At 60.9% G+C, this 12,582-nt stretch carries 13 protein-coding genes; 3 read left to right on the forward strand and 10 right to left on the reverse strand.

The genetic code is table 11. The features are described from left to right. Window positions 1-3 precede the first annotated feature (3 nt). The 5 genes from hutG to ANI01nite_RS07695 all read right to left on the reverse strand — a co-directional run bounded on the left by hutG (window position 4) and on the right by ANI01nite_RS07695 (window position 5,543). Entirely contained in the window at window positions 4-969 is a 966-nt protein-coding gene (gene hutG, locus ANI01nite_RS07675) for a formimidoylglutamase (protein ID WP_141357161.1), read from the reverse strand. 79 nt (window positions 970-1,048) lie between these two features. Beyond that, entirely contained in the window at window positions 1,049-3,004 is a 1,956-nt protein-coding gene (locus ANI01nite_RS07680) for an SH3 domain-containing protein (protein WP_141357163.1), read from the reverse strand. A 145-nt stretch (window positions 3,005-3,149) separates the two neighbouring features. After that, the gene (locus ANI01nite_RS07685; protein ID WP_073707831.1) at window positions 3,150-3,803 is read right to left on the reverse strand and encodes a peptidyl-tRNA hydrolase; all 654 of its coding nucleotides are present in this window, start codon (window positions 3,801-3,803) and stop codon (window positions 3,150-3,152) included. A gap of 70 nt (window positions 3,804-3,873) precedes the next feature. Further along, window positions 3,874-4,221 carry a cupin domain-containing protein gene (locus ANI01nite_RS07690; RefSeq protein ID WP_141357165.1) on the reverse strand — a complete coding sequence of 116 codons (348 nt, stop codon included), beginning with the start codon at window positions 4,219-4,221 and terminating at the stop codon, window positions 3,874-3,876. A gap of 512 nt (window positions 4,222-4,733) precedes the next feature. Then, window positions 4,734-5,543, reverse strand: a complete 810-nt coding sequence (locus tag ANI01nite_RS07695; protein ID WP_141357167.1) for a hypothetical protein — start codon at window positions 5,541-5,543, stop codon at window positions 4,734-4,736. A gap of 503 nt (window positions 5,544-6,046) precedes the next feature. On the opposite strand from ANI01nite_RS07695, the gene ANI01nite_RS07700 reads away from it, so the two are divergent. Then, complete coding sequence (locus ANI01nite_RS07700; protein WP_141357170.1) at window positions 6,047-6,838, forward strand: MerR family transcriptional regulator; 792 nt, start codon at window positions 6,047-6,049, stop codon at window positions 6,836-6,838. A gap of 47 nt (window positions 6,839-6,885) precedes the next feature. Here ANI01nite_RS07700 and ANI01nite_RS07705 read toward each other — a convergent pair whose 3' ends face one another. Further along, window positions 6,886-7,092 carry a helix-turn-helix domain-containing protein gene (locus ANI01nite_RS07705; protein WP_038993340.1) on the reverse strand — a complete coding sequence of 69 codons (207 nt, stop codon included), beginning with the start codon at window positions 7,090-7,092 and terminating at the stop codon, window positions 6,886-6,888. Window positions 7,093-7,319: 227 nt separating this feature from the next. On the opposite strand from ANI01nite_RS07705, the gene ANI01nite_RS07710 reads away from it, so the two are divergent. Then, window positions 7,320-7,802: an Lrp/AsnC family transcriptional regulator gene (locus ANI01nite_RS07710; protein WP_038993339.1), complete on the forward strand. Its 483-nt coding sequence runs from the start codon at window positions 7,320-7,322 to the stop codon at window positions 7,800-7,802. Between the two features lie 74 nt (window positions 7,803-7,876). On the opposite strand, the gene ANI01nite_RS07715 is transcribed toward ANI01nite_RS07710, so the two are convergent. Continuing rightward, on the reverse strand, window positions 7,877-9,031 hold the full coding sequence (locus ANI01nite_RS07715; protein ID WP_170214602.1) for an MFS transporter: 1,155 nt from the start codon (window positions 9,029-9,031) through the stop codon (window positions 7,877-7,879). A 53-nt stretch (window positions 9,032-9,084) separates the two neighbouring features. Further along, window positions 9,085-9,489 carry an arsenate-mycothiol transferase ArsC gene (locus ANI01nite_RS07720; protein WP_141357174.1) on the reverse strand — a complete coding sequence of 135 codons (405 nt, stop codon included), beginning with the start codon at window positions 9,487-9,489 and terminating at the stop codon, window positions 9,085-9,087. Between the two features lie 168 nt (window positions 9,490-9,657). On the opposite strand from ANI01nite_RS07720, the gene ANI01nite_RS07725 reads away from it, so the two are divergent. Then, window positions 9,658-9,906, forward strand: a complete 249-nt coding sequence (locus ANI01nite_RS07725; protein WP_073707825.1) for a hypothetical protein — start codon at window positions 9,658-9,660, stop codon at window positions 9,904-9,906. A gap of 123 nt (window positions 9,907-10,029) precedes the next feature. Here the strand turns inward: ANI01nite_RS07725 and ANI01nite_RS07730 are convergent, their stop codons facing one another. Beyond that, window positions 10,030-11,553, reverse strand: a complete 1,524-nt coding sequence (locus ANI01nite_RS07730; protein ID WP_073707824.1) for an APC family permease — start codon at window positions 11,551-11,553, stop codon at window positions 10,030-10,032. Window positions 11,554-11,706: 153 nt separating this feature from the next. Next, a complete protein-coding gene (locus ANI01nite_RS07735) occupies window positions 11,707-12,579 on the reverse strand; it encodes a universal stress protein (RefSeq protein ID WP_141357176.1) in 873 nt (290 codons plus the stop codon). Window positions 12,580-12,582 lie beyond the last annotated feature (3 nt).

A 12,582-nucleotide genomic window follows, 5' to 3' on the forward strand; every position in this document is an offset into this window, starting at 1 on the left:
GTCTCAGACCCCCAGCAGGGTATTGACAAGACGGGCGGCAGTGCGTGCGGTACGCCCGTCAATATCCAATCCCGGGTTCAGCTCCACCACGTCAATCAATGCCAATTTGCCGCTGCCCGCCAGCATTGCGCAAAGTCCGTGGATCACTTCCAGGGGCACCCCGAAACCGGCAGGGGCACTGACCCCCGGAGCCACCGACGCAGGCAGCACATCGAGATCGATGGTCAGATACAGCTTGTCGATGCCCGCCAGGAAGTCCTCGACGAATCCCAGGACGGCAGGTAATTGACCTGCCGTGCACTGCTCGTCAAGCAGGTAGCGCACGCCCAAGCTGCGAGCCCGTTCGAAGAGCACCGGTGTGTTGCTCGGCTTGCTGATTCCCACTACCGCGTAGTTGAAATCGCGCCCTTCGGCCTGCAGATCCCGGGCGATGTCCAAGAACGGCGTGCCGCTGGTCCGGCGCGGTGCGCTGCGCAAATCGAAATGCCCGTCCAGGTTCAAGATGCCCAACCGGGTTTCCGGCTCGTCCCTGAAGTGCTTGAACAGACCGGTGAATGAACCATAGGCCGTTTCGTGGCCGCCGCCGAGCACCACTGGCAGCATTTCTCCAGCGAGCAATGCGCTCACCGACTGCGCCAGTCGCTCCTGCCCCGATTCGAGCTCGTCACCAAGCACCTCGATATCGCCAGCATCCACCAGCGGGCGCGGCTCGTGAATGGCCAGCGAGCCCAGGGCGGCGCGCAGCGCCTGCGGCCCCCGGGCGGCACCAACCCGGCCCTCGTTGCGCAGCACGCCCGCATCAGATGCGAAACCGAGCAACGCAGCAGGCCGCCGCCCATTGGGGGTGCCAGCAGGCTGGCTGTTCACGTGCTGGTGCCATCTCAAATGCTGCTCGCCGGTGCCGTCATTGCGTCCAATCCAGATAGCAGGTGCCCGGTCAACCGCCAGCTGCGGCTCGAAATTCTCCATGCTTCCAGCTGACCAGATGCACCCCCGAGCGCGCCATGCCTTCTGCGGTTCTCCGTCTGAAACACCGGACAGAAGACGTTTATCGGGCACTCAGCGCGCGGTAGTCCAGCGGCCCTTTCGTGGCCGCATTGCCGTAGACCTCAACATGGATGTGATCCATGTGCCGGGTGGTGTCATTCCAGTTGCCGGTGAACTGGCTTCCGTACTTCCCGGAATCGGAATACGGGGTCCAGCCAGTGGTGGGAAGCCAGATCCGGTCCTGCCAGATCAGGTAATAGATCCCCAGCTGGATGCGGTTATCCAGCAGGAACTGGGCCAATTTATCGCCTTGGGCGACGCGCGCCCGGTTCTTGTAATCGCGGATCATCAGGTCCACGGCCTTTCCGGAGCTGTGCCCGGACGAACCGCTTCGAATGGTGTGGATGGCGCTGACGGTATCGCCGGTTCTCCCCTTCAGCGCGGCAATGACCCGTTGCGCATCAGGCTGCAAGACGCCCGGCTGGCTCTTGGAGAGGTAGGTTTCCCTGACCCAACCGCGTCCTTGAGGCGCGGAAACTTCGGCCCAGCCGGCATCGCTGCGCATGAAGGTGACCTTCTGCCCGGCTGGCAGCACGGCTTTGCTCCGGTGGCTTACACCCGCGCCGGCCCGCAGATTGACGTTGGCCGTGGTCCAGCGGTATTCGGTGGTCGGGGCCGGTGCCGGTCGCGGCGCCTGGGGTTTGCTGGTAGCCAGATAGCCATTGCCGATCCATCCGGTGCCCTTCGTTGTGGATACGCGTGCCCAACCGTTGGCCGTACCCAGGATGCTGACCTGCTGCCCCTTGGAGATAACCGCCAGCGATTTATAGCCGGTGGAGTACCCGGAGCGAAGGTGCACATTGGCAGTTGTCCAGCGCTTGGCAGCCTTCAGCGGCGTGTAGGCCTTGGCCACCAATGCGCTGGATGGAACCCACCCAGTCGTCTTGGAGGTTTTCACCCTAGCCCAGCCGTTCGATGTTCCGTGCAGGGTGAGCGTGGATCCGGCGGCTACCGTTCCCAAGGACCTGGACGTTCCCGAAGCGCTGGCGCGCACGGCGGTGCTGGACAGAATCCAGCGTGGTGCTGGGTGGGCAGGCTTATAGGCGGTGCTGGACAGGATGGCGGTTGGCACCCAGCCGATGCCACGGGTGGACTTGATCTGGGACCAGGAACCTCTGGTTGTGTACAAGCCGACTTTCTCGCCCGGCGCGAGGCGTCCGAGGGAAGCCGAGGAGCTGTGATTCGATCGGCGCAGGACGCTGCTGCTGAGCAGCCAACGGCTCCCTATCGTCTTTTGGGTTGCTACAGGCTGGGTAGACAGTTGCTTGGCAGGGAGCCATCCGCGTTTCCCGGCGGTAGCTACATAGCTCCACGAGCCTGAGGTGCGCAGCCACTCGACTTTGGCTCCCGCCGGAACACTTGCCACGCGTGCCGCTTTGGCCGAGGTGGACTTCCGCAGGACCTGGGCGCTTTTCGAATACCGGTGCACGGGTGCCGGCAGTGAGCTGGACAGCTGGCTTGTTGGCACGAAACCGGTGACCTTGCCGATCTTGATCCGGCTCCAGGAGCCAGTTGCGCCCAGACGCTGCACCTTGGCTTTGCGCATGGCTCCGGCCAGGGCCGGAGAGACGGACGTTGCCTTCTTGCGGACCGGCTGGAAGGAAAGCAGATAGCGGGTGGCTGAGCTCTTGGGCTTGGCCGGCGCTGCGGGCGAGGTCAGGTACTTGGCCGAGACCCAGCCGGACTTCTTCTTGTAGGTTGCTTGCACCCAGCCGGAAGAACCCCCGGAGACGAGAACCTTGGCGCCCTTGGGAATGACCAGCAGCGACGCGGAGTGGACCGAAGGCGATTTGCGCAGATTCAAGTTGGCGGTGGTCTGCTTGGCGACTGCCGCAGGAGCCGCAGCAAGCTGGGCGACACCGGCTGGAGCCTGCATTGATGCGCTGGCGCCAGCTGCGGTGCCAAAGGCCAGGAGCAGGGCCAGCAACAGGCCCAGGACGCGATTCGTATATTTCAATGTGGGTGCTTTCGAGCAAGGGCAAACTGCCGATTCCTGCGGTCAGCAGAAGTCCAAGGCATTCCGCTGTGGGCGGCGATATTGCGATCGCCAAGAAAATAATGACACAGCAATGGCAATTTCGCCCTGCCGTGATCTGAAGAAGCTAGCTCGCCTTGGACATGACGAAAGCAGTCACGGAACCCGGCTCGATTTCGGTTCGTCCGGCGTCCTGGATGACAGGCCCGGCAGCCTGCCGAGACAATTGCTCGAAGTCCTTGCGTGGCAGGTGTCTGATGCCTACCGGTGCATGGGATTGCAGCCACGCTTCGACAGATTCGGCGGGGGCCTCGGTCAGCCATGCGAACAGCGCGTGTGCTGCCTGCGCGGCAGCCTTTCCGGTGGACATCTCCAAGGACTTGTTCAGCACGATGTTGATCTTCGCGTCCAGGACTTCATCGGCCTTTGGCAACTGCGTGCCGGAGACCTGGAGCTTGGCGATCAGCTTCGGCAAGTCGGCGGCCGGCAATGGGGGCAGGCCGACAGCTTGCGCCTTGCCCACTTCGCTGACCATTTGCTCGGGGAACATCTCCAGCACCTTGGCGAACATCTTGGGATTGGCCCGGCGCACCGACTTGGCGAATGCCTGTGAAGCCCACTGCTGCCAATCCGGGTTCTGCGGATCTTGCAGGTAGGCAATCACGGCTGCGCGGGCCACCGCCGAGAGGCCCTCATCCTCGCTCGACGGATCCTCCTTGTCGATTCGCAGGATGATGGGCTGTACCAATTCCCCGGGGTCGCGATCGCGCAGTTCAGTCATGGTTTTATTCTATGGCGAATGAGAGAACCGAATTTTCGGACTCCAAAGCTTCAGCTTGCAACTCTAACTACTATGCGCTGAGGAAGGTCACCGTAATGCGCGCCGGGATCTGCGCGTACACCGCGTGAAGGACGTTGGCTTCAACGAAGATGCTACCCCCAACAGCCAACGGGTAATTGCATCCCTCCACCGTGAACTCGATTTCCCCTTCAATTACAGAAACGATGATCGGGGTGCGCGCTACGTGCTCTTTCAGCTCAACATTTGAGTCGAAAGCTATTTCCGTAATCTGTGCTTTCTCGCCGGCAAAAATTCTCTTGGCCGAATACTTTCCTGGCTTGATTGGATTGCGTTCGGCATTGCCCGCAGCTGACAACGAAATCAGCTCGAATTCTCCGCCCATAATATTTTCAGTCAAGGCAATTCCCGTCTTCCGGTGTGATTGAATCCACGTCGAATTAACTACCAGCATGCTCCTTTTTCGATCCGGGAGCCAACTGCCGCTTGATTCCTATCGCCCTTTGCGTTGCTGCCCGTCGTGTCGACAGCCGCCAATAGAAGCAACGTATTCATCTCGACGCAGTGACCCTCATTCAAGGCCCACGGCGTGCCGGGTTCCTACCAAGATCCGCGCTCGAATCAAGACACTGCTTCACCTTCTCGCATTGCAGAGTCGCTCACTTTGGTTCGCAGTCTAGAGATTCTCGTCTTGGCCTTGGAAGCTGCCGTCGGGCTCTCTCCTGCCAAGGTAAAGGCAGTGTCAGGCGCGCATCATGCCTCGGCGTTGTTCCTGGCATGCGTAGCAAATTTCGAGACTTCGCTAGCGTCAGTATTTCAGTATTCCCGTCATAGAACACACATGCTTGCCACTTCCGAGGGATCGCAACACCCAATTACTCAGCGACCGCACCGTCGTTTGCCGGGAGCCTCCTAGCGTCGCCGAACTTTGCGCACGATCAGCAGCACGACGCTGGTCAGCATGGCAGTGGCCAAACTGACCAGAAGAGGAGTCTGCCACGGAACATCCAGAACGCTCCCGGTGAATTCTTTCCAAAAGGAGCCAATAGAATCCCAGCCTGTTGCCTTCGATTCGATAACTCGAGCGGTGCTTTCCACAACGGCCGGCATGACCCATTGGATCGCCAGCGCGAAGACCCACATCAGTAGGTTCATGATTCTCAAGAATCCGACGAAGCCCAAAATGAGGCCGAGGAGCAGCGGCCCGGCATACCAGAGGTAGACATAGTAGGACTGGGCGCCGGCAACGAGCGAAGCAATGATCTGCAGCCAATAGCTCACACCCACCGTTAGCGTCGCATAAAACAGCACCGCTATGGGCAGCCGCAATTTAGTAGCCAGGAAGTACCAGGCTTGGCTGATCAGCAGCAGGCCCCCGAATACCCAAAGATGCCGGATGGATGCTGAGGACAGTTCCCCGCCCAAGAGCCCGGGCTCAAATGCGAGAAGGCCTTGGAATCCGAGACCCAAAAGCCCCAGGATCATGCCCACGGCTGTCACGACAGTGAACGCTGTACGCCCATACCCAATGCGCCGGGCAAACCAGCTGCCCCAGAGGGTTATGACGGAGAAAACTACCAACAGCCCTTGGGCGTCGTCGCTGGCATGCGGGAGAATCGACCGGTCTTCTTCCCCAATCCACAACCACGGCAACACCACGATCGCAGTGATCAGCAATCCAGCGACCAATTGCATCCACCAGTTGTGCCAGATCCGACTCATTGAACCCACTCTTACTCCTCAGTGTTCCTACGCGCTCATTGTTCCAGAGCCAGCGCGGAGCATCGCGAATGCCGGATGGCGTTTCCCCCAAGTTGCTCCAGACAGCAGACTCCCGCACCGGGAACTGTGCCGGGAACGCCAGATGGCCCGTGCGCATTCCACCCAACTGGAATGCCCACGAGCCATCTGGACTACTGCTTTCACCGTGCCTTGGCGTGGGTGGCCACTGCTCCTGGATTGCGTAAATGCAGGTGGTTTACGTCATCAGGCGGTCTTCGTTGAATTCGGCGGTAACCCGTTCAACTTTCTCTACTTTCAGTGAACAACACATAGATCACCGTGTGCAATAGGCAAGAATGCAATTAGTCAATATGATCAACTGGACAAGAAATATATCGCGATTATTCGCCAATTTGCCGTGAGAGCTGAATCACAAGAATCAGTTTGAACCTGCCAGCAAAGCACTTGACCTTGACGCAACGTCAACCAGTAGCGTGGTAGCCATGAACGATTCAACTGGCCGTCGGAAACAAGTCCGCCACTCGATCGCACAGGTCTCGAAATCCGCTGGAGTCAGCAGCCGCACTTTGCGGCACTACGACCAGATCGGCTTGCTGGAGCCTGATCACGTGGCCGCCAACGGGTATCGCTTCTATACCGACAGGCAGCTGGTCCGGCTCCAGCGGATTCTCTTGCTGAAGCAGTTGGGCATGAAGCTGGAAACCATCGCTGAAATCCTGGACGAGCAACGCACTGAATTAGCCGCGCTGCGCACCCACAAGGAACAGCTCCACAGGCAACGTGAGGCGCTGGACCGGCAAATCGCGGCCCTGGATCACAGCATTTCAACACTAATTACAGGAGGAACAATGGAACCGGAAAAGAGCTTTGACGGCTTCAACGAGCAGTACAAGCACGAGGTATCCGCACGCTGGGGCGCCGACGCCTACGAAACATCTAATCGCTGGTGGCGCTCCAAATCAGGAGACGAGCAAAGCGCATTCATGGAAGAGGTCAAAATCATAAACCAGGCCTGGATCGAGGCGGGCAAGAATTCCGTCCCAGCAGACAGCGTCGAAGCCCAGGAACTAGCCGCTCGCCATGTGCGCTGGCTTCAGAGCGCCAAGGGCACCCCGCTGGATTCCGGTGATCCGGCCCAGCGCAAGGCATATATCTGCAGTCTCGGCGAGATGTATGTGGCTGATCCGCGGTTTGCAAAGAACTACGGCGGATATGCCGAACTCGTTCGCGATGCGTTGCAGATTTTTGCCGAACGCACTATCCAGCTCGACTAGCCCGTGGCTGTTCCCGATGCGCTCGGGAACAGCCGCGGCCAGCGCTGTCAGCTATGGGTTTCGTTCGCAATATCCTCGCGGGCCTGCGCGTACCGCTCCTGGATATAGTTCTCCAAGGCGACGCGTTCCACGCGCCACATGCCGCGCCCGCCTATTTGGATGGCCGGCAGCTCGCCGCTTTTCACGAGAGCCCGAACCTGCGGCAGCTTCACATTCAGTTCCTCTGCCACGTCTTCCAACCGCAAAAACCTCATATCAACAGGTTACTGTGATTAGCGTCCATTTGATCCCAGCCTGCTGAATTTGTGGATAAAGGATGGCATTCCGCCCGGCCATTCGCCCTAGTGGCCGCAGTAGCCGAGTCGCGCGCAACAATATCAGCCAATCCGCGCAACACATTTGGGATCCACTGGTCATTTTGACTAAAATCTAGGTTGGCACCTATGCACGCGCAACACAACCTGTCTCAGGAGACCACCACATGAATTCGGATACGTATCAGCTCGATGAAACCGACCGGCGTATCCTTCTGGCACTCGATGCGGATCCGCGTGTGCCCATCATGATGCTGGCCCAGCAGCTGGGCCTTGCCCGCGGCACTGTGCAGACGCGTTTGGAACGCCTGGCCCATTCAGGTGCCTTGCGCCCGAACACCTCGCGAATCCTTCCAGCGGCCATGGGCCGAGGCGTCAGCGCTTTCGTGAGCGCCGAGTTGAACCAGGCCAGCTTGAATGAGGCCATCGCCGCGCTGCGCCAGATCCCTGAAGTTCTCGAGTGCGTCGCTCCTGCCGGCGATACCGACCTCTTGATTCGCGTGGCCGCGACCGACCCGGATGACCTCTACCGTGTTAGCGAAGAGATCCGCTTGTGCCCGGGCATAACCCGCACTTCGACCTCGATGATCCTGCGCGATGTCATCCCGTTCCGCACCACCGAGCTGCTCAAGAAGCTGAGCAAGGACTGAATCCAAGCGAGTAACGGGCAGAATCGCCAATCCCGTTGCCGGCACCGAAATGTCGCCGGCAACGGCGTTTGTTTTTATGAGCTGGATGGCACTTCCTGGAGCTTGGCAGCGGGCAGGTATTTCGCCGAGCGGAGCACCTGCAGCATTGACAGCACGCAGAGCACAGCAAGCATCGAGATGAATAACGCCGGGTGCGCGACCGTCCGCCAGAGTGCAAAGAATGTCGGGAAAGTGAAACCGATGAAACAGCACATGTAGAACCTGCCGGTGAGCTTGCCAACGTCCGCGCTGCCGGCAAGATCCAGGACCTGGCTCAGCCCGGCAACCAGCAAGATGCCATTGGCAGAACCGGCCACGGCGAAGGCAATGATTCCCAGGATTTCTGAACCGCTGAGCGACACGGCGATCATCAACAGCAGCGCCGCCAGCGAGGTAGCCAGCCCAGCCATGATCAGCCTGATCTTGCCCAGGTCGTTGAATCTCTTGACGAATGGCTGGATCACTGTGCCCATGCCCATGGTGACCACGACAGCCAAGGTGGTGTAGAACAGGCTGGACTCGCCCGCACCACTGCTCAGCGCGGGGACTACCGCAAAGCCTGTCGCTGCCATGCCGAAGACCCATGGGGCTGCGGGCAGGACAACACGGTAGAACCGCTGGAGGTTTGCCGGGGTTGTCGCTTCACCCCGCGAACTGCGCCCTGCTGGTTCAAGCGCAGGAGCTTCACGGGTTGTGAACATCAGCAGCAGCCAGGCAAAAGCGGTGGCGGCATGAACGATATACGCCAGTTCCGGGCTGCCGCTGGCTCCGACGATGGCCCCTGAAATGACCGGGCCAAGGGCGAATCCCAGCGATGTGCACAGCGCGGCGCGCGTTGCACCGGCGGCGCCGGGACTGAGCAATTTCACCCAGCTGGTGATGGCGACCATGGCCAAGCCCATGCCGAAGCCGGTGAAGATGCGGCCCGCATAGAGGCCGGACTCGTGAAGCGATCCGACCATGAGCCCGAAGGATCCCAGAATCGAGCAGGCCAGGGCGAGCAGCGAGAAAGGCTTGCGTCCGTATCTGTCGGCCCAGGGGCCGCCGAATGCCAAGGCAGGGATCATGCCTGCCAGGTAGCTGCCCATGACCAGCATCGCCTCGAACTCGCTGAGTTCGCGGAATTGCTGATACCAGCTGATCAGCGAAACGTACTGGTTGGCGCACCATCCGGTAAGCACCAGGCACACGCCGGGAAGCCACCACGGAGTCGTCTTACGGGCAGCATCGAGAACAGTAATTTCTACCGCTCCATCTCGTGGAACAGTTCACGCACGCGGTCAGCGATCTCATCGCGGATCATGTTCATCCGTTCCGCACCGGTGATGCCGTCTTCGCTGGGTTCATAGGTGACCCAGCGTTCGGTCTTAATCGACGGATCGAACTGCGGATTCGCGTCGGTTCCAAGGATCACCACGCGGTCGACTTGCTCGACAACGCGCGGATCAATGGCCTTGGGCGTGCCCTGGGACATGTCGGCGCCGGCCTGCGAGAGCGATTCAACCGCTTCCTGGTTGATGCCCGAACCTGGGTTGGTTCCAGCCGAGTAGCTGGTCACCTTCCCCTCAGAAATGTAGTCCATCAATGCGGCGGCCATTTGCGATTTGCCGGCATTGCGGGAGCAGATGAAAAGTACCGAGTTAGCCATGAACCTATTGAACCATTGACCCGCAGGTTGGTGGCCTTTCAACGGGAAGGTTGCGAAATGTGCCGTGCCGCGCCCCATTACGCAAGATCGTTGTCCTGCCGCTATGGCTAAAAGCTGTGGATGTGGCTACGGTTATGACTACTCAGCCCACGGCAACAGGAGGAAAAGATGCTCGCAGCGCATAAGAAGATCATTGTCACCGGCGTAGTCGTGATGCTGATTGGTGTTCTCCTCAGCAGCTTCATTCCGGCCTTGATGTCGTGGGGCCTGAATTCCGGCTATGGCGGAACCCTATTGGCCAGCGTCCCGCTGAGTTTCATTAACGCATTGATCAGTAACGCGCTCACCCCGTTTGGCGCCGTGCTGGCAGCCATCGGAGTAGCCCTGCACATGGCCGGGGCCAAATCCAACGTCTAGTCCCGTTGCTGGCCTGAGCTCGCGGAACCTAGAACTGCGGTAGTTTGCTGCCCTCAAGCAGCAACCCCAATGACCGGCCCATGATCTGCTCATGGGCGGGCCATTGGGTTTGCGGCTCTTGTGCTACTTCAGCAGCTTGCGGGTCCTGATGGTTTCACCCCTGAAGAATGCAGGGTTGCGCAGGCGCATCCACAGCATGATGGCCACGCCGAGCAGCAGCACGCCAACCCCGAGGATGAACACCATGCCTACTCCCCCGATTTCGGAGCCCGAGCCGTACTCCGGATTCATGGATTCGATGGCAGTGGCAAAGAACATCACCAGCAGCACGATGCCGCCGATCAACGGCGCCAAGAACTTGCAGAAGAAATTCCGGGCATTATCGAACAGCTCACCGCGGAAGTACCAGACGCAGGCCAACGCGGTCAGCCCGTAGTAGAAGCAGATCATCAGGCCCAGTGCGGTGATGGTATCCCATAGCGCGTTCTCCGAAAGCAGCCGGGTGATCACATAGAAGCCGGCAGCTGCCGCGGCGGCAGCGAAGGTCGCCACCGACGGGGACATGAAGCGCGCGGAGATCTTCGCGAAACTGGAGGGCAGCGCCTTGTAGTAGCCCATGGCCAGCAAGGTGCGCGCCGGCGAGACCATAGTGGACTGCAGCGAGGCAGCCGAGGAAGACAAGATGGCCAGGGACATCAGCATGGCCAGCGGGCCCATGATCGGACCGGAAAGCACAGCGAAAATCGATTCCTGGTTCTCCGGGTTGCCTGCGCCCAAACCGGTGGTGCCCACGCCGGCCCAGTAGATCACCCCGAGCGACACGGCCAGGTATAGCGCGATGATCACCAGCACTGTCCAGGTGGCACCGCGTCCGGGAACCTTCTTCGGATCGGTGGTTTCCTCGTTCATGGTCAGCGTGACATCCCAGCCCCAGAAGACGAAGATGGACAGCGAGATGCCCGCGGCGAACGCCGAGAAGGTATCGATGCCGGCGGGGTTGAACATCTGCCAGGTAATCGGCGTCGGATCATTGGGCTGGCTGGAGGTCAGCGCCATGATGGCAAAGAGCAGCAGCACCGCAACCTGGAACCCGACCAGCACGTACTGGAAGACCTTGGTGGCGTTCATGCCCCGATAGGAAATCCAGGCGGCCACCGCAATGAACACCAGCGTGGTGGGAATGTTGATCCACAAGTTCGTGGTCAGCTCGGCAATCCAATCCTGCCCGGTGAGCTGGGCAAGGAGGATGTAGAAGAAGTCCACGGCCACGGCCGCCAGATTGGAGAGCACAATCACCGTCGCGGCGATCAGGCCCCAGCCGCCCATCCAGCCGATCATCGGCCCGAAGGCACGTGTCGCCCAGGTGAAGGAGGTGCCCGAATCCGGCATGGCGCTGTTCAGCTCGCGGTAGCCCAGGGCCACCAGCAGCATCGGCAGGAAGCCGGCCAGCAGGATCGCCGGCAGGCTGGTGCCGACTTCGGCCACGGTGGCGCCGAGCCCCGCGGTGAGGGTGTAGGCCGGGGCGATGCAGGAGATGCCGATAACGACAAGTCCCAGAACGCCCACGGTGCCCTTGGGCAGTCCTTTTTCGTGCAGTCCGCTCTCGGAGCGTGCAGGCGGCGATGCCTGCCTCAGGTCTTGCGACATGGTGGTTACCTTCAAACTTTCAGCGGGGTGTGCGTGCGTCGGCTACAAGTACCGAGCCACCTTCCGTCAGGGGTCAGTGAGGCGCCGTCCGCGCAGTTTCGCGGCAGGCGTCCGGGGAATATAAGGGGTGGTGCAGGATTTTTGCGGTGTTTCCTAGCGGGCCACATCAAGGGTCGGGATGACGCCGATGGGCACGTTGAGCTGGCCGAGTATCCGCTGGGCCTTGGGCCCGATGAATAGACGGCGCGGAGCGGCCAGCCGGGCGGAACCGAGCAGCGCCAGGTCCCCGTCCTGCCAGGACAGCTGGGCCGTGGCTTCATCCAGTCCCTGCCCGGAGACCACCTCGATGGCCGCATCCAGGCCCAGGGACTCGGTCAGTTCCTCCAGATAGCTGCGGGTCTTGGCCAGGTGGTCGCCCAGCTCTTGCTCGGAGTTGGCCAGCTCCGCCTGGGAGATGAGCGTGGCCACGCGCAGCGGCAAAGCGCAGGCGGCGGCGATCCGCGCCGAGAGGCCGATGACCTCGCGTGCGCCGGGCCGGTCCCCGACGAAGGCGGTCAGCCGGGTGATCTTCCCGTTGGCCGCGCGCAGCGTGGCCAACGACGCCGGCGAGGACATGAATACTGCCATCGGCGATGAATGCAGCAGCGCGTTGGCAATCGCCCCGGGGCTGAAGAAGCCGGCGCGGTGGCGCTTGCGCCCGCCCAGCACAATCCCGTGCGCCCCGAATTCCTCGCCCAGGGCGATGAGCCCCTCGGCCACCGAGGGCACCGAGCGGGCTACCGCCGAGGCGGCGATGCCCTCCGGCACCAGGGCCAGGGCTTCGGCCGCCCAGCGGTCCACCTGGGCGGAGAGGATGGTGGAGAATCCATGATCCCCGCCGGGGTAGACCGCATTGAACGGGGTGGAGGCTGGCAGCACGATGGCGATCTTCAAGGATGCATCGCGGGTGCCAGCCACCAGGGCGCTGGCCAGTTCGATGGCTTCGGCACCGCGCTGGTCAGCGGTGTAGCCTACAAGCAATTTCATGGC

The organism is Glutamicibacter nicotianae (assembly GCF_006539525.1).
GTDB lineage: Bacteria > Actinomycetota > Actinomycetes > Actinomycetales > Micrococcaceae > Glutamicibacter > Glutamicibacter nicotianae.